21 protein-coding genes and 1 tRNA gene are annotated in these 22,632 nt (G+C 64.9%); 14 read left to right on the top strand and 8 right to left on the bottom strand.

Annotated features, from left to right (window positions below):
* Positions 1 to 222 precede the first annotated feature (222 nt).
* The 5 genes from SALLO_RS0100010 (at position 223) to arsB (ending at position 4,863) form a co-directional block, all read left to right on the top strand.
* Positions 223 to 1,863 carry an Rqc2 family fibronectin-binding protein gene (locus SALLO_RS0100010; RefSeq protein ID WP_022834286.1) on the top strand — a complete coding sequence of 547 codons (1,641 nt, stop codon included), beginning with the start codon at positions 223 to 225 and terminating at the stop codon, positions 1,861 to 1,863.
* Between the two features lie 74 nt (positions 1,864 to 1,937).
* Positions 1,938 to 2,309, top strand: a complete 372-nt coding sequence (locus SALLO_RS14120) for an ArsR/SmtB family transcription factor (RefSeq protein WP_022834287.1) — start codon at positions 1,938 to 1,940, stop codon at positions 2,307 to 2,309.
* A 3-nt stretch (positions 2,310 to 2,312) separates the two neighbouring features.
* On the top strand, positions 2,313 to 2,741 hold the full coding sequence (locus SALLO_RS0100020) for an arsenate reductase ArsC (RefSeq protein WP_022834288.1): 429 nt from the start codon (positions 2,313 to 2,315) through the stop codon (positions 2,739 to 2,741).
* Between the two features lie 74 nt (positions 2,742 to 2,815).
* Positions 2,816 to 3,661, top strand: coding sequence for an arsenite methyltransferase (gene arsM / locus SALLO_RS0100025; protein ID WP_022834289.1), 846 nt, complete (start codon positions 2,816 to 2,818; stop codon positions 3,659 to 3,661).
* A 47-nt stretch (positions 3,662 to 3,708) separates the two neighbouring features.
* Positions 3,709 to 4,863 (top strand): ACR3 family arsenite efflux transporter, encoded by a 1,155-nt coding sequence (gene arsB, locus SALLO_RS14125; RefSeq protein ID WP_051141225.1) that lies wholly within the window; start codon positions 3,709 to 3,711, stop codon positions 4,861 to 4,863.
* A 92-nt stretch (positions 4,864 to 4,955) separates the two neighbouring features.
* On the opposite strand, the gene mgtE is transcribed toward arsB, so the two are convergent.
* From mgtE to SALLO_RS0100050, 4 genes are all read right to left on the bottom strand, one after another.
* The gene (gene mgtE, locus SALLO_RS0100035) at positions 4,956 to 6,338 is read right to left on the bottom strand and encodes a magnesium transporter (RefSeq protein WP_022834291.1); all 1,383 of its coding nucleotides are present in this window, start codon (positions 6,336 to 6,338) and stop codon (positions 4,956 to 4,958) included.
* 6 nt (positions 6,339 to 6,344) lie between these two features.
* Entirely contained in the window at positions 6,345 to 7,139 is a 795-nt protein-coding gene (gene rsmA, locus SALLO_RS0100040; protein WP_028566722.1) for a 16S rRNA (adenine(1518)-N(6)/adenine(1519)-N(6))-dimethyltransferase RsmA, read from the bottom strand.
* 213 nt (positions 7,140 to 7,352) lie between these two features.
* Positions 7,353 to 8,465: a vWA domain-containing protein gene (locus SALLO_RS0100045; protein ID WP_022834293.1), complete on the bottom strand. Its 1,113-nt coding sequence runs from the start codon at positions 8,463 to 8,465 to the stop codon at positions 7,353 to 7,355.
* A 98-nt stretch (positions 8,466 to 8,563) separates the two neighbouring features.
* Entirely contained in the window at positions 8,564 to 9,730 is a 1,167-nt protein-coding gene (locus SALLO_RS0100050; protein ID WP_157621090.1) for a tetratricopeptide repeat protein, read from the bottom strand.
* A 231-nt stretch (positions 9,731 to 9,961) separates the two neighbouring features.
* Here SALLO_RS0100050 and SALLO_RS14130 point away from each other — a divergent pair, with 231 nt between their 5' ends.
* A complete protein-coding gene (locus SALLO_RS14130; protein ID WP_022834295.1) occupies positions 9,962 to 10,879 on the top strand; it encodes a DUF3078 domain-containing protein in 918 nt (305 codons plus the stop codon).
* Between the two features lie 34 nt (positions 10,880 to 10,913).
* Here SALLO_RS14130 and SALLO_RS0100060 read toward each other — a convergent pair whose 3' ends face one another.
* Together SALLO_RS0100060 and SALLO_RS0100065 are read right to left on the bottom strand one after the other, a co-directional pair.
* The gene (locus SALLO_RS0100060) at positions 10,914 to 12,092 is read right to left on the bottom strand and encodes a transposase (RefSeq protein ID WP_228702746.1); all 1,179 of its coding nucleotides are present in this window, start codon (positions 12,090 to 12,092) and stop codon (positions 10,914 to 10,916) included.
* Positions 12,093 to 12,319: 227 nt separating this feature from the next.
* Positions 12,320 to 12,393 (bottom strand) — tRNA-Arg (locus tag SALLO_RS0100065).
* 149 nt (positions 12,394 to 12,542) lie between these two features.
* Here SALLO_RS0100065 and SALLO_RS14135 point away from each other — a divergent pair.
* The 7 genes from SALLO_RS14135 (at position 12,543) to SALLO_RS0100100 (ending at position 19,878) form a co-directional block, all read left to right on the top strand.
* The gene (locus tag SALLO_RS14135) at positions 12,543 to 13,526 is read left to right on the top strand and encodes a CPBP family intramembrane glutamic endopeptidase (RefSeq protein WP_022834297.1); all 984 of its coding nucleotides are present in this window, start codon (positions 12,543 to 12,545) and stop codon (positions 13,524 to 13,526) included.
* Positions 13,527 to 13,539: 13 nt separating this feature from the next.
* Positions 13,540 to 13,920 (top strand): putative signal transducing protein, encoded by a 381-nt coding sequence (locus tag SALLO_RS0100075; protein ID WP_022834298.1) that lies wholly within the window; start codon positions 13,540 to 13,542, stop codon positions 13,918 to 13,920.
* Positions 13,921 to 13,932: 12 nt separating this feature from the next.
* Complete coding sequence (locus SALLO_RS0100080) at positions 13,933 to 14,748, top strand: phosphatidate cytidylyltransferase (RefSeq protein WP_022834299.1); 816 nt, start codon at positions 13,933 to 13,935, stop codon at positions 14,746 to 14,748.
* Between the two features lie 91 nt (positions 14,749 to 14,839).
* Entirely contained in the window at positions 14,840 to 15,070 is a 231-nt protein-coding gene (locus tag SALLO_RS0100085) for a hypothetical protein (protein ID WP_157621093.1), read from the top strand.
* The gene (gene mutL, locus SALLO_RS0100090) at positions 15,070 to 16,980 is read left to right on the top strand and encodes a DNA mismatch repair endonuclease MutL (RefSeq protein ID WP_040605688.1); all 1,911 of its coding nucleotides are present in this window, start codon (positions 15,070 to 15,072) and stop codon (positions 16,978 to 16,980) included. Before SALLO_RS0100085 ends, mutL begins: the two co-directional genes overlap by 1 nt.
* 114 nt (positions 16,981 to 17,094) lie before the next feature.
* The gene (locus SALLO_RS14140) at positions 17,095 to 19,224 is read left to right on the top strand and encodes a vWA domain-containing protein (RefSeq protein WP_051141226.1); all 2,130 of its coding nucleotides are present in this window, start codon (positions 17,095 to 17,097) and stop codon (positions 19,222 to 19,224) included.
* 75 nt (positions 19,225 to 19,299) lie between these two features.
* Positions 19,300 to 19,878 carry a hypothetical protein gene (locus tag SALLO_RS0100100; RefSeq protein WP_040605690.1) on the top strand — a complete coding sequence of 193 codons (579 nt, stop codon included), beginning with the start codon at positions 19,300 to 19,302 and terminating at the stop codon, positions 19,876 to 19,878.
* A 31-nt stretch (positions 19,879 to 19,909) separates the two neighbouring features.
* Here SALLO_RS0100100 and SALLO_RS0100105 read toward each other — a convergent pair whose 3' ends face one another.
* On the bottom strand, positions 19,910 to 20,338 hold the full coding sequence (locus SALLO_RS0100105) for a hypothetical protein (protein ID WP_028566725.1): 429 nt from the start codon (positions 20,336 to 20,338) through the stop codon (positions 19,910 to 19,912).
* A gap of 354 nt (positions 20,339 to 20,692) precedes the next feature.
* Between SALLO_RS0100105 and SALLO_RS14145 the strand changes: the two genes are divergently transcribed.
* Positions 20,693 to 21,625 carry a DMT family transporter gene (locus tag SALLO_RS14145; protein WP_022834304.1) on the top strand — a complete coding sequence of 311 codons (933 nt, stop codon included), beginning with the start codon at positions 20,693 to 20,695 and terminating at the stop codon, positions 21,623 to 21,625.
* On the opposite strand, the gene SALLO_RS0100115 is transcribed toward SALLO_RS14145, so the two are convergent.
* The gene (locus SALLO_RS0100115) at positions 21,557 to 22,588 is read right to left on the bottom strand and encodes a glycosyltransferase family 2 protein (RefSeq protein WP_022834305.1); all 1,032 of its coding nucleotides are present in this window, start codon (positions 22,586 to 22,588) and stop codon (positions 21,557 to 21,559) included. The genes SALLO_RS14145 and SALLO_RS0100115 overlap by 69 nt on opposite strands.
* Positions 22,589 to 22,632: the final 44 nt, after the last annotated feature.

Consider the following 22,632-nt stretch of genomic DNA (forward strand, 5'->3'; position numbering starts at 1 on the left):
ACGCACGCCGCGGGCCGCGGGGGGCCAGTGGGCGACGGCGTCGTCAAACGTGGCATGCGCCTGTCGTTTGGTGAGCTGATGCAGTACGTGCTCGCGGAGCGTTTGGGCGGGCATAGGCAAGGGGGAAGCGGTGCAGGAAAGCCGTTGGGTGCGGGACCGATTCGCCGATCGGGTCGTTCCCCACGGCCCGCGCTGTACGCTCCTCATCTGCCCCCGTTCTCGATGCACGACAGCTTCTTTACCTTTGCAGCGCTGGTCCGCGAGTGGACAAACGACTTCGTGGGCGCCACCGTGCACGATGCGTACTCGCAGGTCAAAAACGAGTGCACGGTCGTGCTGGCGGCGGACGATACGCACTGGACGCTTCGCTGCTCGGTGCAGCAGCCCTTCATCTATCTGTTTCGAACGGAGGGCTATCACAAGGCGCGCCGCAACGTGGCGTCCGTCTTTGCGGATGTGGTGGGTCGGGTGGTGGCCGATGTGCACATGGCGCCGCTCGACCGGATGTTGTTTATGGACTTTGCGGACGGCTCGCGGCTGCAGTGGCAACTGTTTGGCAGCCGGGCCAACATCTTCTGGGTGGTGGACGACACGGTGCAGGCGGCCTTTCAGCGAAGCGAGGCGCTACGGGGCACCGCGCCGCCCACCCCGCGGCCCGCGCCCATGCCCACCACGCGTGCAGACTTCGAGGCGCGCTGGCGCCCCAACCGCAACAAGACGCGGCAGGCGGTGCAATCGGCCGTGCCCCTCTTCGGACCGCTCCTGGCCCGCGAGACCCTGCACCGGGCCGGCGTGTCGACCGCCGACCCAGCGGACTGCTCGGCCGAGGAACGGGCGCGCCTGTTCGATGCCGCGCAAGCGATTCAGGCGGATCTGCAGACGCCGCAGCCCGTCATCTACGGCCCCGATCCGTTCCCGGCGGCGTTCGCCCTGTGTCCGTTGCAGCACCGCACCGACCCCAGCGCGCGCTTCGATACGGTCGACGCAGCGGTGGCCACCTACGTGAAGCGAACGCTGGCCAAGCAGCACTTCCATCGCCTGTACGACCCGCTCCACGACGCCCTCACCGACGCCGCGGCCCACTACCAGCAGAGCGCCGAGCAGATGCTGGAGGCGCTCACAGCGCCCAGCCGCGCGGCCCGCTACGAGCACTGGGCGCACCTGCTCATGGCTCAGCCCGAGGAGGTGCCGCCGGGCGCCGAGGAGGGTGTGCTCCCCGATCTGTTTGCCGATGGCGCGCCCGTTACCATCCCCCTCGACCCGGCGCGCTCGCCCATCGAAAACGCCGAGCGGTATTACGACAAGGCCCGCCGCACGCGCCGCTCGCGCGAGGAGGCCGAGGCCCGCCTGATGGAGACGCAGGCCCGCGCCGAGGCTGCTCAGGAGTTGCTGGAGGCCCTAAGGGACGTGTCGTCGCTCGACGGCATCAAGGCGTTCCGGGAGCAGCACGCTGACGCGCTGGCGCCCTTCGTGCAGCAAAAAGACGAGGCCATCGACGACTTCCCGTTCCGGCGCTTCGACCTGGGGGACGGCTACGAGGTGTGGGTGGGCAAGAATGCGCGGCAGAATGACGACCTGACGTTTCACTGGGCGCAAAAATACGACCTGTGGATGCACGCGCGCGGCGTGCCCGGCTCGCACACCATCTTGCATGTGCCCAACCGCGACGCGCAGCCCGGCAAGCACCGCCTGCACACCGCCGCCCGCATTGCCGCCTACTACAGCAAGGCGCGGGGCAGCGGGGTGGTGCCGGTGATGGTCACCGAGCGGAAGTACGTCACGAGTCCGAAGGGGAGCGCGCCCGGTGCGGTGCGCGTGCAGCGCGAGGATGTGCTGTTGGTGGAGCCGGGGCTTCCGTCCTAATGTGGGCTGCGGAACCCATTTGTGGCCCACAACTACAATCCGTCGGTGCTTTAATCGATCATCGTCGATATATCATGGCAACCCTTAGGCGGAATAAATCCGATCAGTTTGATGCGGCGCACGCGGCGCTCTCGGAGCGTACCAAAGCGCTCACCCACCCGGCCCGGCTGGCGATCCTGCAGGTGCTGGCGCAGCGCGAAACCTGCATTTGTGGCGATCTGGTCGATGAACTACCGCTGGCGCAATCGACGGTGTCGAACCATCTGAAGGTGCTGCGCGACGCGGGCCTCGTGCAGGGCACCATCGACGGCCCGCGGGTGTGCTATTGCATAGACCCCGAGGGCCTACGCGCGCTCCATGAGCAATGGACGGCCTTCGTACAGCCGCTGCTGAACGGCCCTGCGGTGCAGTCGTCTTCGAAGGCTTCGACCACCGACTGCTGTTAACCTGTGCCTGATGATCGCCCCCACGTGCTGTTTGTATGCACGCACAACGCGGCCCGCTCGCAAATGGCCGAAGGATGGATGCGCCACCACCACGGCAACCGCGTTCGCGTGTCCAGCGCGGGCGTTGAGCGGAGCTACGTGCGCCCGCATGCCATCGCCGTCATGAAAGAAGTGGGCATCGACATCTCGGCGCATGCCTCCAAGCATGTTGACGACCTCGACGAGCCGTTTGATTACGTGATCACGGTGTGCGACCATGCCCGCGAGGTGTGTCCGTATGTACCGGCACGCGTGAAGAACCTGCACCACAGCTTTCCCGACCCGTCGGCAGCGACCGGAACTGAGGCAGACCAGCAGGCCGTCTTTCGGGCCGTGCGGGATGCGATAGGCGCATGGATTGATGAACGTCTCATCCCGCAACTGCAGGAATAGTGCGTTGCCGAAGGTATGGCCACAGGCCATTCCAAAATCATTTTTCCTCTTTCATCGAACATCGTAGATAAACCATGAATGACAAACAACAGTCATTAACGGATTACGCAGATGACCCCGCAGCCCTTCGTGAAGCGGTGCGGGCCAAGTACCAGTCCATTGCAGAGGCAGCAGGAACGTCCGAGGAGTCATCATGCTGCGGCCCCACGTCGTGTTGCGGCCCCACAGATGCCGATGTACCGGTGAACATGATTGGTGCATCGTATGCCGAGATAGAGGGACACGTAGCGGCGGCCGACTTGAACCTGGGCTGCGGCGTGCCCACCGATGCGGCCCAGCTGCAGACCGGCGACACCGTAGTGGATTTGGGCGCGGGTGCGGGGAACGATGCCTTCGTTGCGCGTCATGAAGTGGGGCCTTCCGGCGAGGTGATCGGGGTGGATTTTGCCCCTGCCATGGTGCAAAAGGCGCGGCGTAATGCCGAAACGCTCGGCGTTACGAACGTGCGCTTCGTCGAGGGCCCCATTGAAGCCCTTCCGCTTGCGGACGGCATTGCAGACGTGGTGCTTTCCAACTGCGTGCTCAACCTTGTACCAGAGAAGGCCAAAGCATTTGCAGAGATTCACCGCATCCTGCGCGTCGGCGGCCACTTCTGCGTGTCAGACATCGTCACGCGCGGCGCGTTACCCCCGGCTGTACGTCGCTCGGCCGACCTCTATGCCGGATGCGTCGCGGGAGCCATTGCGCAGCCCGACTACCTTGCGCACATCGAAGCGGCTGGGTTCACGGACGTTACGGTGGTTGCGGAGCGCACCATCAACCTCCCCGATACGCTTATCTCCGAGGCCGCATCAAGTGCGTCCGCAGCATCGCTGCACGATGTGCTGTGGAGCATTACGGTTCGCGGCGTCAAGGCGTAATCCCAGGCAGAGGGCCTGTCGTCTGCATTTCATTCGCCTATTTCCGTATGTCTTCTACTGCTTCATCGGCGGCTGTATCGCAGCAAATGGCACCCCTCGATCGGTACCTCACGGTATGGATTTTTGTGGCGATGGGCGTGGGCGTGGCGCTTGGCACCTTCTGGCCGGGGCTGCCCACGTCCATCAATCAACTGCGTGTTGGCACAACCAACGTGCCGCTGGCCATTGGCCTTATTCTGATGATGTATCCACCGCTGGCCAAGGTGAAGTACCAGGCGCTGCCGCACGTTTTTCGAAACGGAGAGGTCCTTGCGCTTTCGCTGCTTCAGAACTGGGTGATCGGGCCGGTGCTCATGTTCGCGCTGGCCGTCACGTTTCTTGCCGATTTGCCGGCCTACATGACGGGACTGATTTTAGTGGGGCTGGCGCGATGCATTGCCATGGTGTTGGTGTGGAACGAGTTGGCCGACGGAAGTAACGCGTACGCCGCTGGCCTTGTAGCCCTCAATAGCGTCTTTCAGGTTGTCTTTTACGGCGTATACGCCTGGGTTTTCATCACCGTATTGCCGCCGCTGCTGGGCATTGAAGGCGCGACGGTCGACATCACCATTGGCGAGACCTTCCGCAGCGTGATGCTGTACCTGGGCGTGCCCTTTGCTGCCGGCATGCTGAGCCGTTGGCTGCTGCCCCGGTGGAAAAGTACGGAGTGGTACGAAACGGTTTTCCTTCCGTCAATCAGTCCCCTCACACTCATCGCACTGCTCGCCACAATTGTGCTCATGTTCAGCCTGAAAGGCGACATGATTGTGTCTGTGCCGCTGGATGTTATGCGCATCGCCCTTCCCCTCACCATCTACTTTGTGGTGATGTTTGGCGTGAGTTTGTGGATGGCCTACGCGCTGGGCGCCGACTATTCGAAATCGGCCACCTTAGCGTTTACCGCTTCGGGTAACAACTTTGAGCTGGCCATTGCCGTGGCCATCAGTGTATTCGGGCTGAACTCCGGCCAGGCGTTTGCAGCGGTTATCGGTCCGCTTATTGAGGTGCCGGTGCTGATTGGATTGGTGCACGTGGCACGGTGGGCACGACGCAGGTACTTTGGGGCAGGGGCCGATGGCACCATCCCGCAGCCGGCCGAGAATCTTACGTGTGATACCACGACGGCGGTGCAGCGCGCTGTTCAAGCGCGTTCAGAGGCGTAGCGTGCGCTACGGCCCGGCGGGTCCTGTATGAGGCGGCAGCGCATGAACGAGCCCGCACGGCACGTTCTGGCCCCGCGTCAACCGTCGAGGGCCTACAGGTAGAAGAATTGCGCGACGAAGAAGTACAGCGTGAGCCCGATGATGTCGTTGAGAGTTGTTACAAACGGCCCCATGGCGCTGGCTGGGTCAACCCCGAATTTCTTCAAGACAAACGGAATGAGTGCGCCGTTCGTGGTAGCTACCAGGCTCACCAGAAGCATGGTGAGGCCGATGGTGAGCATCAGCCGCTGCACATTACCCATGTTGAAAAGAAACACGCCGCCGCACAAAATTGAGGCAATGACCAGCCCGTTGAGCAGCGCCACGGCCATTTCTTTGGTGATGCGCGGCAGGATGTCGCCCATCCACAGCCGGCCCGAGCTGAGGCCCTGCACAGCGATGGCCGCGCTTTGCACCGCCGCATTGCCGCCCATGGCCGTAACAACGGGGATAAACGTGGCGAGCACCACGGCTTGCTGCAGCTGCACCTCGAACGAGTGAATGACGGTGCCGGAAAGGGCCGACCCCAAAAGGCCAATGAGCAGCCACGGGAGGCGGCCCTGGCTCACGCGAAAGACCGAGTCGCGCGTGCCCTCGTCGCCGGTGAGGCCGCTCATGATCTGGATGTCCTCTTCCGCCTCATCGCGGATCACATCCACGACGTCGTCGATGGTTATGCGGCCCATCAGGCGGCCGCGCTCGTCGAGCACGGGAAGCGACACGAGGTCGTAGCGCTGCACCACGCGGGCCACTTCCTCCTGATCGATGTCGGTGGTTACCGAGATGAAGTTCGGCTCCATGAGGCTGCTCACGAGCCGGTCGGCGGGGGCCAGCAGCAGATCTTTGAGCGACACCACGCCCAGCAGCACGCCATCGGCATCCACCACGAAGGCCGCGTACATCTCGTCGACGTCGGGGGCCTGCGCGCGCACCGCTTCGGTCACCTCGGCAAGGGTCCAGGTAGGAGGCACGGCCACAAACTCGCGAGCCATGAGGCCGCCCGCCGTTTCGGGGCCGTAGTCCAGCAGCTCGGTGAGGTCGTCGGTGTCCTCCAGGGCGGGCAGCACGCGCAGCGCCACCTCGTCGGGCAGCTCGGCCAGCAGGTCGGCCGCATCGTCAGTGTCCAGCGCATCGAGCAGGTCGGTGAGCGCCGGCTCGTCAATCTCGTGCAGCAGAAAGCGCCGTAGGTCTTCTTCCAGCTCGGTGAGCGTGTCGCTGGCTTGGGTAGGCGGCAGCCAGGAAAACAGGCGCTGGGCCACGTCGCGCGGCACGTGCCGCAGCAGCAACGCCAGGTCGGCCGGATACAGGTCGGCGGCCAGGTTGCGCACCATGCCCTCCTGGTCGTTGCGTACCAGGGCGGCAATGTCATCGACGAGGGCTTCGTCCACTTCAAGAAGCCCGCCGGGACGGGTGGTGGTCGGGGCGCCGTTGGTCATGAGCGATTACGCCGTGTGAGAGTTCAGATAGCGCGCGAGGGTGGCAAACTCGTCGGGCGTGAGGGCTTCGGCGCGGCGGCGGCCCCAGTCGTTGGGCAGCGTTAGGCCGCGATCTTTGGTCCAGGCGTGCAGGCTGTTGCGCAGCATCTTGCGGCGCTGGTTAAACGCGGCGCGCACCACCGGCCGCACGTCGTCGAGCGTAAGATCGGGCGGACGGGCGTCGCTGTCAAATCGGATGTGCACCGCCGCACTGGTGATGTCGGGCTGCGGGTAGAAGACGTGCCGCGAGATGGTAAACGCCTCGGTCGGGGTTGCAAAAAGCTGCACGAGCACGCTCAAAATGCCGTAGGCCTTGGTGCGGGGCGCGGCCACGAGGCGGTCGGCCACGGCTTTTTGCATCGTGAGCACCGCTTCGGCCACGGCACCCTCGGCCTCCAGCAATGCAAACAGCAGCTCCGAGGTGAGGTAGTAGGGCGTGTTGCTAATGATGTGCAAGGGGGCCCCCGCTTCGGCGGCCAGGGCCTCCCAGGGCGTCTCGCGCAAATCCTCCTGGCGGATGGGCAGGTCGGGGAGCTTCTCGCGGAGGACGGCGACGGCGCGTTCGTCGATCTCGATGGCGGTAAACTGCGGATAGCGGGCGGCGAGGCCCTCGGTGAGCGCGCCCGTCCCGGCACCCACTTCTACCACAGGATCCTCGGGCGCAGCCTGCAGCGTGTCAATCAGCTTGCGGATGGTGTTGGGGTCGCGCATGAAGTTCTGCCCGAGGCTTTGCTTCGGGCGAAACGGAACACGGCGCGACATAGGCACGGGGCAGTAGAATGAGCACAAGCAGCGGAGGCTATGAACCTGTTTTAATGGCGCCGCAGACGGCGAGCGCGAGCAACGATGGTGCGAAAATCGCCCTCCGGTCGCAGTTTGTAGTGGGGCTACGGTCCACGACCAGGGGGCGCTTGGGAGTCCACCGGGGCCGCGCGGAGCCCAGACGCATGAATTAAAACAGATTCTACAACCAGCTTACCGCACGTTTTTGCGGCGGTTGCGTACATAATCCTCGAAGAGGAACGAGCCCAGGTCGTTGAGGTCGGCGTAGTAGGCGCGGCCGCGGTTGGCCTCGGTGAGCTCGCGCACAAAGTTTTGCAGGTACGGATCGCGCGCAATCATGAACGTGGTGATGGTGATGCCCTCGCGCCGGCAGGCCACGCCCTCGTCGAGCACCTTGTTTACGATGCGCCGGTCGAGCCCGTAGGCATTCCGGTACATGCGGCCGTCCTCAAAATGGCAGCTGGGCTTGCCATCGGTGATCATGAAGATTTGCTTGTTCTGGTTTTTGCGGCGGTGTAGCAGGTCGCGGGCACGCTGCAGCCCGGCGCGCGTGTTGGTGTAGTAGGGCCCCACGTTCAGGTACGGCAGCTCCTTTACGGAAACCTCCCATGCGTCATTGCCAAAGGCCACAATGTCGAGCGTGTCTTTGGGGTACTCCGTCATGATGAGTTCGGAGAGGGCGAGGGCCGTTTTGCGGGCCGGCGTGATGCGGTCTTCGCCGTAGAGCACCATCGAGTGCGACAGGTCGATCATCAAGACGGTGGCTACCGTGGCCTGGTGGTTGGTTTGGTGCACGCGCAGGTCATCTTCGCGCATCGTCCAGTCGCGGGCGCCGCCGGAGCGCCGTAGCGCGTTGTGCACGGTGCCGGTTACATCGAGGTGCGTGAGGTCGTCGCCAAACTGCCAGCGGCGCGTCTCGGGCAGGCGATCGGTGCCGCGGCCGGCGTGGGGCGTGTCGTGGTTGCCCCGGCCGTTTTTCTTCAGGTCATGAAAGATTTCGTCGAGGGCCGCCTGGCGAAGCGACCGCTCGGTGCGCGCGGTAATCTCGATGCGCTGGCCCTCGCCATCGGCCTCATCGCGCAGGTAGCCGCGCTTCTTCAGCTCCTCGATGAAGTCGTCAAGGTCCATGTCGGCCCCGTCGGTGAGGCCGTACTTGGCATCGAGCTGCCGCATCCAATCGAGCGCCTCCTCGGCGTCGCCCGCGGTGTGCTGCAGCAGCTTTTGAAAGAGATCGAACAGTTGATCAAAGACCGGCCCGGCGGTGCCGTGGCGGGCCGGGTCCCACTCGGTGTAGTGTAGGCGCATGGCGCAGCCCGTGCTTCAGGGAAAGGACATCACACATGCGGTACGCCGCGTGCGCACCGGATGTTTGTCCAAAAGTCGGAAGGGAATAGCGCGCGTGCTCATCCCGCGTAGGGATCGTTCAGGTAGCGCCGGGCGCGCTCGTGGGCCCCGTGGGCATCTTGCATGCCAAGCACGTGGCGGTAGCGCCCCTTGGCCAGGGCACGGCGGCCCTGCGCGTCGTACACCATGCCCTGGTACAGGTAGCCCAGCACGCGCAGGTCGGGTTGCACCGCGCCACTGGCGGTGAGCGCCTCCAGGTAGGCCAGGTGCACGAGGGCCTCGTCGTACGCATTGGCGTAGAGGCGGTCGCGGGCAAGGTAGAAGCGCGCGGTGGCCGTCAGATAATCGGTGTATCCCGTCCAGTGGTGGCCGTGCCGCTTCACGACCGACGCAAAGACGCGCCGCGCCTCCGTCCAGCGCCCCCAGCGCGCGTAGATGCGCCCGGCCAGCACCTGAAAGTAGGGGTTGCGGGGGTGCTCCCGCAGGAGCCATTCGGCATAATGGCGGCTCTTTGAAAAATCCTCTTCGTAGAGGTAGTAGATTTGCGTGAGGAAATAGGTCGCTTCGGTTTGCACGTACCATCCGTTGCGGGCGGCACGTTGCAACAGGCGCAGGCCGCGGGAGCGGTCGCCGTCGGGCAGCATCCACATGAGCGCTTTCGAGACCGGGTATTCCTTGGGAATGATGGCCGCGTAGTAGTCGTACATGCCCTTGCCAAACGCAAAATCGGGGGTGCCGGGCGCCTGCTCGGCCGCCGTGCGGATGTATCCGATGGCGCGCTTGCCGTTGAGCGTAGCCGCAAGCCAGTCGCCGCGGTTGGACTGCAGGCGCGCTTTGAAGGCCAGCGCGGTGCCCTTCAGGAACTGCGCGTCGAAGCTGTTCGGATGTTCGCGGAGCAGCGCCTCGCACCGCGCGATGACGGTGTCCATGAGGTGGTAGAACCGATCGTCGTGCGAGCGGTCGCCCAGGTTGGGGAGGATCTTCCACCAGAGGCTAAGGCCCTGCAGAAACGGCGCGATGGGGTGGTTGGGAAAGCGGGCCTCGATGGCGGCAAACAGCGGGCGCGCTTTCTCAAACTGCATGTTGTAGAGGTAATTGAGCCCGGCCCGTCCGTTGTGCCGCACAAGTGAATCCTGCAGCACCGAGTGGGGAGCGGCCCGTTGCGCATGCGCAGGCGGCGAAGCCGTTACGCTCCACAACAAAACAGACAGAAGGAGCACACGCATAACGCAACGTACCATTAGGATCTGGGCTCGTGGGGTGTGCAACCAACCGCGAAAATTGGCTGTTCCATACGCTCAGGCCGCGCCGCTGGGTGTAAACACGAGAAGATCACGGTTCGCCCCTGCATTTGGGGCGCGTCGCATTGTATGCTACGCATGTGCTTTTGTACATGTGCGCCCTGTGATGCACGGGGGCCTCCATTGCGTTCTTCAAGCTAATCTACGGTACATTCTATGACGGTGCGTTGCGCGCTTTTTCTCGTTGCATTTCTCGGATGGTGGTGGGCCGGCGGTGGCGAACGCGCGCAGGCGCAGGATGCCGCGCCCACAGACACCGTGGACACCTGGACGACCGACGTTACCGGCTCGCTTGCCGGCTCGCAGGCCGCATATCGCAACTGGCAGCAAGGCGGGCTGAACACGATCGCCTTTACGGCCTCACTCGATGCGAAAGCCCAGCGCCAGGCTACACACTGGAGCCAGACCTTTGAGGGGCGGTTTGCCCTCGGTTTCTTGCGGCAGGAGGAGCAAGACCCGGCCCTGCGCAAGGCCGACGACCTGATTCGCCTGCGCACGAAGATGCAGTACCGCGGCGAGGACTTTTGGCGGACGTTTCAGCCTACGATTGCTGCGGAGCTGCGCACCCAGTTTGCTTCCGGGTTCAGCTACAGCGAGAACCCCTTCCCCGACACGTCGCCGCTGGCCGATGCCAACGTGCCGGTGAAAACGTCCGCCTTCTTCGCGCCGGCCTACATCACCGAATCGTTGGGGCTGTCGTACGAGCCCAATGATTGGTTTTCGACGCGCCTGGGTGTGGCCGCGAAGCAGACGTACGTGGGCCTGCGCGAGCTGCGGGTGCTCTACGGCCTCGATCCGTCCAACACGGTGCTGTTTGAGGGCGGCATTGAGTCGACAACCAGCGTGAACAAGGAAATTTTCGAGAACGTGCGGTACCAAAGCACGCTGGGGCTCTTTCAGACGCTCAACCGCCAGACGCCCGTCGACGTGACGTGGGAGAACCTGGTGGTGATGAAGGTAAACAGCTGGCTGAGCACGCAGCTGGAGTTTGTGGCCATCTACAACAAAGACACCATCGACAAGCTGCAGATTAAAGAGGTGCTGTCGCTTGGGGTGTCGTTCCAGTTGATTTGACACTCCCCCGGCTAAAGCCGGGAGATTCTACCGTTCATCGACCGCTGCCATGAAGCCGGAACGCTCCAATGGTCTTACGCTGATCTCCGGGTGCTTTTGAAGCAATCGCTTCAGTTCGGGCCTGTCCGACCCTACTGAGGTTCTTGGCCGCGTTCACGTCTCTATCGTGGACACAGCCGCATTCGGTGCACGTCCATTCCCTGACGTGTAAGGGTTTGCGTTCGCCTACGTGTCCGCAGTCAGAGCAGCGCTTCGTGGACGGAAACCACCGATCCACCTTCACCAAGGTCTTGTCGTACCACTTTGCCTTGTATTCAAGCTGGCGTATGAACTCACTCCACGCGGCGTCGCTGATCGCTTTTGCCAGCGAGCGGTTCTTCTGCATGTTCTTCACCGAAAGGGTCTCAACAGTGATTACGTCGAACGCGCAGACGAGGCGCGTCGAGAGTTTGTGCAGGAAGTCTTTGCGGCGATCGGCCACCTTCGCGTAGGCTTTCGCCACGCGCCTCTTTTGACGCTCCCAATTATTCGAGCCTTTCTCCTTGCGAGAGAGCGCCTTCTGCTCCTTGCGAAGGCGGCGGTAGGCGTCTTCAAGAAAGCGTGGATTGCCCACCTTCTCGCCGGTCGAGAGCGTGATGTAGGATTCGAGCCCTACGTCTACGCCCACGGCTTTCCCGGTCTTGGGCTTGTCCTGGACAGGCGCTTTGAACTCAATGCTGACGAAGTAGCGGCCCGCTGGGTCTTTAGAGATCGTGACTGCGGTTGGTTCTCCGCGCAGTTCACGAAAGGACGACCCTCGTCCCCAGTTGACCTTGAGCGTACCGGGCACCTTCGCCAGCTTGAGTGTGCGGGTGTCGGCGTCGTAGCTAAACGCCGCCTTCGTGTGTCGGGCCGTTTGGGTTCCACGCTTTTGCTTGAAGGAGGGGTACCCGGCGCGGCCTTCAAAGAAGTTGGTGAACGCCTGCTCCTGATTGCGGAGCGACTGCTGAAGGACAACACTCGACGGCTTTTTAAGCCACTCGTGTTCGTCGTCCTTCTTGAGTTGGGTCAGGCGCTTACACATAGCCGCAAAGCCGAGCGACTCGCCTTCATCGTGATAGACATTTGTGCGATGCTCCAATGCCCAGTTCCAAACATACCGCGCACAACCGAAGGTCTGCGCCAGAAAGCGACGCTGCTCCTTCGTTGGGTACACGCGGTATTTGTAGGCCATGTGCTCCATCGCTTAATATCACACGCCGGTAGCTTTAGGGTTTCGGCTCAAGGCATTGAACCTCTCACCGAAACGTGGAGGGGTCCATGTATCCCGCGCTCAAAAGCGCGAGCTTTATAGCACCTTCACGCCTCCCCACTACTGTAAAGCGGCGGTGCGGCGTGTAGGCGGCAGACAAAGCAGCCGTCACACAAAAAAGCCCCATACCGAAAGGCATGGGGCGTCAGTGCGCTCGGGAGGATTCGAACCCCCGACCTTTGGAACCGGAATCCAACGCTCTATCCAACTGAGCTACGAGCGCGCGTCAGGCTATGAGCGCCTATCAAAAGGCGATACGTGGTATGCTGCGCGCCCGCCGGTTTGTTCCAGCAAAGATTACGCGAAGGCCAAACCGCACCCGAGGCGCGCGCTACCATACCCACCGTCTCTTTCGATCACGCCCCGCTTGCCATGCCGAACGCCGAACGCCGCCCGGTCCTCCCCGACGCGTGGGCCGCGGCCGGTCGCATTCCATTAAATGGGCCGCTGGAGCGCGTGCCCCGCGGCGCCCTGTTCAGCGCCGGCATGGGCATGTTTGGCCTCTTGGCCTCCTTCGTATTTTTTCAGGTGCTGGTGGCGCCGGTGGCGCTGGCGGTGCAGGTGATGGCGAGCGGCGGGCTCGATGCGCTGCAGCAAATGGCCTCGCCCGATGCGCTCCTGAATACGTACACAACCGAGCTCATCATCAGCAACTCGGTGGGGCAGGTGCTGGGCCTTGCCGCCGCGGCGGTGGCCCTGGCGCGCTTGCATACCACCGAGGCGGGCGCGCTGCTGCGCATGCGCGGCGTCGACCTGCGCCTGGTGGGAGGGGCCCTGGCGGGCCTCGTGGCGCTCACGCCGGTGGTGCAGTGGTTGGGCCAGGTGAACCAATCCCTTCCGCTGCCGGACGCCCTGCGGGCGCTGGAGCAGACGCAGCTTCAGCTCATCGCACAAGTGCTTAACAGCGGCCTCGGCGTCGGATTCAATCTGGTCATGCTTGCCGTCGTCCCGGCGCTTTGCGAGGAACTCATCTTTCGCGGCTATGCCCAGCGGCAGTTTGAGCGAGCCTTTGGCGCGGTGGGCGGCATCGTGGTGGTGGGCCTGCTGTTTGGGATGTACCACGTGCGCCCGTCGCAATTCCTTCCGCTTGCCCTGCTGGGGATCTATCTTGCCTACCTGACGTGGCGTACGGGAAGCCTGTGGCCCGCAATTGCCGTGCACTTTGCAAACAATGCGTTTGCGGTGGCAGCGGCCGAGTACGTGCAGCAGCATCCGGCCTACGATATGCAAACCGTACAGCAGATGAGCATTCCCTGGTACGGCGTACTCAGCGGATTCGTGTTTTTCTGCGGCATCGCCTATGTTTTGCATCGCTACGCAGCACAGCGCAGGCCACACTCGTCTCCTTCTTCTTAATCTCTTGTGTGCTATGGCTACTTACGAAGATTGGGTGTCGGTGTATCGCACCGGTACCGACTACGACGCCGACATTGTGCGCGATCGCCTCGACGATAGCGGCATTCCGGCCGTGGTGCTTACGCAGCGCGACCATGCCTTTAACCTGACCGTGGGCGACCTGGCCACGGTGCACGTCATGGTACCGCCGGACCACGTGGACGATGCGCTGGCGTTGCTTGAACAGCGGCTGACCGATGAGGAGCTGGAGGAAGCCGCGTTGGGCGCGGTCTACGAAGACGACGATGATGCGCACACGCCCGAGGAAAACTCGAAGCTCGACTCGGCCCATGAGCACATGAACTTCGACGCGCCGAGCGACGAAGCGCCCGACGATGACGACCAACCGGCCTGACGACTGCGTAGCGTGACGGACTCTTGGCAACGCATTGGAACGGCTCTGCTGGCGGCTCCTATCGCCATCGGACTGACGTACCTGGGCGGCTGGTACATGGCGCTGCTCATTGGCGTCATTGGCGGCATGGCGCAGCGCGAGTTTTACGCGATGGCGGCGGGTGCGGGCGCTCCGCCATGGCGATGGGCGGGCTACGGCTTGGGGGGACTACTCGTTGTTCTTCCGCTGTGGTCGGGGGCTGCGCCGCTGCTTGTGCTGGGCGTGGTGGCTGTGGTGGTTGCCGTTCCCTTTCGGTGGCCGCAACAGGCCCTCACGGGGCTTGCCGCTACGCTCGCGGGCGCGGTCTATCCCACCGGCTTGCTGAGTGCGCTGGTTGCGCTCCGCGTGGCGCGCGGGCCCCTGATGGATGATCTGCAGGCGTTCTGGCTGACGCTTACCACGCTGCTAGTGGTGTGGGCGACCGACATCTTTGCGTACTACGCGGGCCGCGCGTTTGGGCGCCGGGCGCTGGCGCCGCGCATCTCGCCCAATAAAACCTGGGAGGGGAGCGTGGGCGGCGTACTGGCTGCTTTGGTTGTGGCCGTTGGGTGCAAGCTGACGGTGCTTGAGGGCCTGGCCTGGACGCACGTGGCCGCGCTCGTCGTCATCGGCGGCATGGTGAGTCAGCTGGGCGACCTGGCCGAGAGTCAGATGAAGCGATCGACCGGGCTGAAGGACACCGGCACGGCCCTGCCGGGCCACGGGGGCTTTCTTGACCGCTTCGATGCGATGGCCGCAGCGGCCCCGCTGGTCTACTTGTACCTGCGCTACGTGGCCCACTTGTTTTGACGGCTGGTTGACGGCGCCGTACGGGCCGTTCTGTGCCGGGCGCCGGCGGACAAGAGGAACGACGGCGCCGTAGGCTTCGTGCCATCTCCGCATGCCGTATCACAACCGCGCCGGACCGATGAGCTTCTTCTCGCCGTCCAACAAGCCCCGGTCGTTTTCCTACGACCCGCGGCACTACGATCCCTCGAAAGAAAAAGAGCTGCGTCGCCGGTTGCACGTGCGCCGCAAGATGCGCAGCAGTCGCCGCAGCCCCACGCACCTGTTCTACCTGGCCTTGCTGCTAGGCTTCGCCATCTATCTGTACCAGAGCCTAGGCGCGTAGTGGCCGACCACGAAGAGCCGGGCAGCGGCATCATCCGCACGATGGATGCCCCGCTGGCCAACAAAATTGCCGCGGGCGAGGTGGTGCAGCGGCCGGCGTCGGTGGAAAAAGAGCTGCTGGAAAACGCCATCGACGCGGGGGCCACATCCATTGAGGTGATCGTGCAGGATGCGGGCAGCACGCTCGTGCAGGTGGTGGACGACGGCTGCGGCATGAGCGCGGCCGATGCCGAGCAATGCTTTGCGCGGCATGCCACCAGCAAGATTCGGGGGATCGACGACCTGGAGCGCATCCGCACGCTGGGCTTCCGGGGCGAGGCGCTGGCCTCCATTGCGGCCGTCGCGCAGGTGGAGCTGAAGACGAAGCGCGTGGAAGACGACGTGGGCACCGCTGTGCGCATCGAGGGCGGCGAGGTGATGCACGTGCGGCCGTGCGCTGCCCCCAACGGCACGTCGATGGCCGTGCGCAACCTGTTCTACAATGTGCCTGCGCGGCGCAACTTCCTCAAAACGCCCAGCACCGAGCTGAAGCACCTGCTGGAGACGTTCCAGTTTTTGGCGTTGTCGCACCCGGAGGTCGCGTTCTCGTTCGCGCACAATGACCATACCCACTACGACCTGCCGGCGGCCCGCACCTCCGATTTCTTTGCGGCGACGCGGCGGCGCATCCGCGACCTGATGGGCGCACGCTACGACGATGGGCTGGTGCGCGTGGAGCGCTCCATGAGCGACGCCACCCTCCGCGGCTTTGTGAGCGCGCCGTCGGCCCACCGGAAGACGCGCGGCGATCAGTTTCTGTTTGTCAACGACCGCTACGTGCGCGATCGGTACCTGAGTCATGCTGTGCGCACCGGCTACGGCGACCTGCTGCCGGAGGGGGCGTTTCCGTTCTTCGCGCTCTTTCTCTCGGTCGACCCGCGCCGGGTGGACGTGAACGTGCATCCGACGAAGGCCGAGGTGAAGTTTGACGACGAGAGCGGCCTCTACAACGTGCTGCGCGTGGCCGTTCGTGAAGCGGTGCGCGCCGAGGCGCAGGCGCCGCGCCTATCGGCCGACGACAGCGCAGGCCCCGACGCGTCCCCCGACGATCCGCCATCGTTCCAGCCGCGGGCCGCGCCGGCTGAAGGGGCTCGTTCGGCCACGCAGCCCGCCGCCCGCTCCGCGCCCAACGCGGCCTCGCCACAAGACGCCACGGCAAAGCGCAAGCCCCGCCCCGACGCCCGCTCAACCGCCCCGACGCCCGGCGCGTCGTCCGATGCGCTGTACCGTCCGGTGGAGGCGCCGGCCGACGACGCTGAGACAACTGCAGGCGACAACGCCTCGCTGCAGGAGGCCCCCTCCGGCGAAGCCCCGCTCTGGAGCGTGCACGGGCGGTACCTGCTACAGCCGGTGGCGGACGGGCTGCTGCTTGTGGATCAGCGCGCGGCGCATCGGCGGGTGTGCTACGAGCAAGCCCTCGACCGCATGGCGGCCACGGAGGCCGGGGCTTCGCAGCAGCTCCTGTTTCCGCACACCATGGATTTGTCTGCCGCAGAGGCGACGTGGCTGGAGGCGTGGGAGGAGACCTTGCGCGGGCTCGGGTTCGACCTGGAGCGCCTGAGTGGGGCAACGTGGACGGTGCGCGGCGTGCCGCCCGATGTGCCGCCGGGCCGCGAAACTTCGGTCCTGGAAGCCGTGATGGACGACCTCAAAACGTCGGGCACGCCGGCGGCCGAGCAGCGTCGCGAGGCCCTGGCCCAAACGTGGGCCACCCGCGTGGCGGTACCGCACGGCACCACCCTGCCGCTCCCCGCGCGGCGCGCGCTCCTGCGCGACCTGCACGCATGCGACATGCCCTACGCGGCCCCCGACGGCCAGCCTACGTTCCGGACGGTTTCCCTGGAGGAGTTGCAGGCGTTTCTGGAAGCCTAGCGTTGGGGCGTCTCCACGGATCTCCGTCGGCCGTGCCGGGGAACTGCCGGTTGGGCCTGGGGTTTGGCTGGTGCTTCGTTGGCGCGCTCTTCTCCTAATGGCTTTCTGGGTCTCGTGACGTTCCTCAATCCGCTGGCGTTGTTGGCGCTGGCCGCCGTGGGCGTTCCGCTGGTGCTGCACCTGCTCAACCTGCGCAAACCCCAGCGCGTCGACTTCAGCTCGTTGGCCTTTGTGGAGGCGCTTAAGGAGACCGCCGTGCAGCGCGTTCGCGTAAAGCGGTGGATCTTGCTCGCGTTGCGCATGCTGGCCATTGCGTGCCTGGTGCTGGCGTTTGCCCGGCCCACGGTGGAACGTGCGTGGATGGGCACGGCGGCGCCCACGGCCCGCACGGCGCATGCCCTGGTCGTCGACAACTCAATGTCGATGGGGCGTACGGCGCCCACCGGCGGGACGCTGCTCGACCAAGCGCGGGCGGCGGCAAACGGCGTGCTGGGGGCGGCCACCACCGACGACGTCGTGGCGCTGCAGCCGACGGCTGCGACCGAGGCAACCGCCATTGGGCGCACGGCGAGCCTGGACCGCGTGCGTGCGGGGCTGGAGCGTTTGGAGCCTTTGGCGGGCGCCGCGTCGCTGGCCGAGCGCATGACCACCGCGGCCCGCGCGCTAACCGATGCCCCGCTGCCGCGCCGCGTCGTGTATGGCATCAGCGATGGGCAAGCAACGCAACTGGGCGACTCGCTCCAACAGCCGTGGCCCGCCGGCGTCCAGCCGGTGCTGCTTCCGCTGCCCTCCGCCGCCACGGCCAACGTCGCCGTCACCGGCGTGCGCATCGTCAGCCGCATCATCGAGCGCGGGCAGCCCGTCACCATCGAGGCGACGCTGATGAACCATGGCCCGCAGACGGTGCGCGACGTGGTCGCCAGTGCGTACCTCGCCGACGCCCGCGTGGCGCAAGCAACCGCTACGCTGCCGCCTAACGACTCGACCACCGTAACCTTTACGGCAACGCCCAGCCGGCGCGGCTGGCTGCGCGGTCGCATCGCCATCGACGCGGATCCGTTTACGGCCGATAACGAGCGGTTCTTTACGCTGCACGTGCCGCGCATGCGCCGCGTGCTGCTGGTGCGCGGGCAAGGCACCGATGCGATGCGCTATGTATCGCTGGCCCTGGCGCGGCCCCTCACCAACGAACGGATTGGCTTTCGTACCACCACCATTGCAGAGAGCGCCCTCTCGGCCACGGCGCTGGGGCGCTACGACGCCGTGGTGCTCGTTGGCCCGCGCGATCTGTCGAGCGGCGAGGTGCAGGCGCTGGCGCGGTACGTGCGTAACGGCGGCGGCTTGCTGTTCTTTCCCAACGCGCAGGCCCAACCGGCCGACTACACCGCGCTGCTGCAGGCCTTAGGCCAGGGGCGCGTGGTGGGCTTCAGCGGGGCACTGGGCGGACGCGCGTCGGTGGCGTCGTTTGCGAACGTGGCGCTTAAGCATCCGCTGTTTGAGGGCGTGTTTGCTTCGCGGCGCGGCGGCGTGCGGGTCGAGTCGCCGGCGCTGTACTACCTGCTCAACATGCGGTTTGGCGGCGGGCAGCAGCAGGCGCTCATCACGCTGTCCAACGGCTATCCCTTGCTTACCGATATGCGCCACGGCACGGGGCGCGCGCTTTTTATGGCCGCTGCACCCGCGCCGCGTTGGACGGACCTGCCCCTGCGCGGGCTGTTTGTGCCGCTGCTCTACCGGTCGGTGTTTTACTTGTCGTCGGGGGGGCGCGCCGCATCGCCCGCACTCATTGCAGGGCGCACGGGCGAGCTCCGGCTGCCGGGCGTACCGCCCGATGCCGTCGTGCGGCTCGTAGGACCCGCGGGCCGCGAGTGGCGTCCGTCGCAGCGCCGCGCCTTCGGGGCCACCGTCCTGAGCGTGGGCGCTAACCTGCATACCACCGGCTGGTACGACGTGCGCACCGCCGATTCGCTTGTGCAGCGCGTGGCCGTCAATCTCGCGCCCGAGGAGTCGAACCTGCGCGCCCTCGCCCCCGACAGCATCGCGCAGCACCTGTCGGCTGTGTTCGGACAATCGGTGCAGGTGGTTGCCCCGGAGAACCTGCAGGCCGCAACTGTAACCAGCGCCCTGCGCGCCAGCCAAACCGGCACCGAAATCTGGAACGTGTTTTTGCTCCTGGCGTTGCTATGCTTGGTTGCAGAGATGCTCTTGGTACGCTACTGGACGCCAGAAGAAGCCGCTGCGTAGCGACGCCTACGCATCCTGCAAGCGCTTTTCTCTCCGACAACTGTCCGCCACGCTCATGGGCCGATGACGTCGTCAATGCTTGCATGGCTCCACATAGGGCTCATTGGTGCCTTCGTGACGGCTACGTCGCTCACGCTGAGCGTTGCCGTGGTGCGCCGCCTGCGGGTGCGCCGGCCCCTGATGACGTGGACCTGCGGCCCGGTAACGTGCATTCCGCTGGGGCCCACGCTCTTTTTGCTGCTTGTGGGCGTTGGGGTGGCCTATCAGGTGAGTCAGGGCGGGGCCCCGCCGCGCTACGTGGTGCTGGGCTATCCGGTGGGGGGCCTGTGCTGGTGGGCTGCGACCTGGATTGCCCGCACCCGCATCGTCTCGGCCTACGGCCTCATCCCTGAGCTTTCGGCGCCAGAACGCAGCGTGGCCTGGAGCCAGATCCGCGACTACGTGCAAACGACCCGCGACGGACGTACCTACTACCGTTTCTTCTACGTCGATAGCAACGACCAGTGGCAGCGTCTTGACTGGTTCGTTCCCGCCTCGCACGAGGCCGCTTTTGCAGCGTTGGTCCAGGAGAAGTTGGACGCCCGCTTTGCGCCAACGGAGGAGCTGCCCAGCATTGACCTCACCACGCTTCGCGACGAATCGAAGTCGTCGTAATGTGCGTCACTCGCTCGCGACGCCGACCTTTTCACGATGCCGGATGAAACGCGTCCGTCTTTGCGCTGGACGGCTGCTCGTTCCACAGGTAGCCCAGAATAACGGCGCCCGGCAGCGGGGCGGCAAGCAAAACCAGGGAAACGATCCCTGTAACGGTCGTCCGTTCTAACAAATCAAGAGGCGACGTAAGCGGAAGCACCGGCAACAGGTTGTACAAGCCGGCCCCAATGACGAGCGCAAGCGCCACGCTCCACGTCCAAACCGCGGACGTGTGGGCCGTGTACACCGCATGCAGCCGCCGTGCAGGCTCTTTGGGTGCATCGAAGCCGTGAACGTGCACCAGAAGCCGCAGCCGCTTATCGTCTATCGTCTCCTGACGGGCTTGGTGGGCGGCGAAGGCACAGGCTGCGGCAGCCAGCGCGAGCAACACGAGGCCAGCGATGCCGCCTAGCCATCCCACAAGAGCCCCGGTCGTTGCTGTCGCCGGTCTAAAAACGTAAGGGAGCCCTACCAGGAGCAGGCCCACGGCAACGGAATGCCGATCTGCAGTGTAGCGAAATATGTCCCATGTGATGTCTCCCCACGATAGATCGTTCATTATGTGCAGCAGATCAAGGAAATTAGTAAAGCGACGTTAAGGTGAGCGTGGACTTTTATTGTAAGGAATAGCGGCTTGCCTGTCAAAACTGCGGTTGCGCTTCCGTCAGTGTGTTTTCGTGCGCAAGAGACGGTGGACAAACGGGCCGGTGCAGAAACGCAGGTGTTGCGCATCCGGTACAGGCCGTTCCGTTTTTCTCACCAACAATGCTTCCTGATGGACAGCAAACCGGTTCTCTATGGCGCGTTGGCAGCGGGCGTTCTGAGCTTCATCTGGGCGCCCATTTTTGTGCGATGGGCGGGCGACGTCCCGGGGCTCGCGCTGGCCACGTGGCGCACCGTAACCGCGGCCGTCGTGCTGTGGCCGTGGTGGATTCGCGCGCAGCGGCAGGGGACGATGCGTGCCCTCAGCGGCCGCGAGTGGGTGTTCATCGGGGCAGCGGGCGCCCTCCTTGGGCTTCACTTTGTCGCCTGGATCGAGTCGCTGCAGTACACCTCGGTGGCGAGCGCCTCGGTACTGGTAACCACGAGCCCCATCTTTTTGGCGGGTCTCGGCTACGTGGTGCTCGGGGAGCGGCTGCGGTGGGCGACGCTGGGGGCCATCGTGGTGGCGGTTGCCGGAGCGGCCTGCATTGGATGGGCCGATGCGGGCGCGGGCCCCGGTGGAACCCTGTGGGGCAACGGGCTGGCGCTGGGGGCGGCCCTGCTGGTGAGCGTCTACTTGCTCATTGGACGGGTGGTGCGGCAGCGGGTGGACTGGTTGGCTTACGTCACGCCGCTGTACACTGTAGCCGCGGCGGTTACGGTGGGGCTGGCGTGGAGCAACGACGTTCCGCTCCTGGGCTATTCGGCATGGCCGTATGCCATGGGCATTGCGCTGGCGCTGGGGCCGCAGATCATTGGGCACGGGGCCTTCAACTATGCCGTGAAGGCCGTTCCGGCGGCGCTGGTGGCGATGCTTGCCTTGCTGGAGCCGGTAGGGGCTTCGCTGCTGGCGTACGGACTCTTCGGCGAGGTGCCCAAGCCGCTTGCCGTAGCGGGCATGCTGCTGGTGCTTGTGGGCGTTGCGGCGGTGGTGCAGCTACGCCGCGGCGCGGATGGACGTGAAGTGGCGGCGGGGGAGCGCGTCGAACGTTCGGAGGCCGCGTAGAAAATAGTCGGCGGCGATGAGGCGGCGGTAGGGCATGCGCACGGCCGAGCGGCGGGGCGGCGTGTAGTAGGAGCGGAGGCGGTGCGCGTCGCGGTAGGCCCGCACCACCGCGCGGGCGCCGGCGGCTTCGCCCTGCAGGAGCATGCGGGCGGCGGCGATGCCGTCGAGGGCGACGCGCTGCGGAAACACGCGGGCCCACCGGGCCGGGGGCAGGTTTTTGTAGAGCATGAGCAGGCTGTTGCGGAAGTTGTAGTAGATCTTCCGCGGCGTGCCCTGGGGCAGCGAGGCACCGCCGATGTGGTACACCGTGCTGGATGGAAGGGCGCGCACGCGGTATCCGGCCCGCCACAGGCGCCAGCACAGGTCAATTTCTTCCATGTGCATCTCGAAGCGCTCGTCGAACCGTCCCACCGCGTCGAAGGCCGCGCGGCGCACCATGCACGCGGCCCCCGTGGCCCAAAAGACATCGCGCGGGGTGTCGTACTGCCCGCGATCGGGCTCCATGGTGTCGAACACGCGGCCGCGGGTGAACGGATAGCCCAGGCGATCGATGAAGCCGCCCGCCGCCCCCGCATACTCGAAGCGGTCGCGCCGGTCGTACTGCAGCAGCTTGGGTTGCACCGCGCCCAGGGTGGGCTGCGCCTCCATCGCCTCGACCAGCGGATCGAGCCAGCCGGGCGGCACTTCTACGTCGTTGTTCAGAAACAGCAGGTAGCGCCCGGTGGCGCGCTGCACGGCCGCGTTGTTGCCGCGGGCAAAGAGCCAATTGTCGGGGTGCTGCACGATGCGAACGTCGGGAAAGGCGGTGCGCACCCAGGGAATGGAGCCGTCGGCGGAGGCGTTGTCGGCCAGGATAATTTCCACATTGGGATACGTGGTGGCCACCACCGAGGGGAGGCATTGCTGGAGCAGATCGAGGCCGTTCCAGGTGACGATGATGATGGAGACGCGCGGGGCGGGCATGGGCAGCGGTGGGCACATGAAAGAAGCGTCGACGTGTAAGGCAC

Source organism: Salisaeta longa DSM 21114 (assembly GCF_000419585.1).
GTDB lineage: Bacteria > Bacteroidota > Rhodothermia > Rhodothermales > Salinibacteraceae > Salisaeta > Salisaeta longa.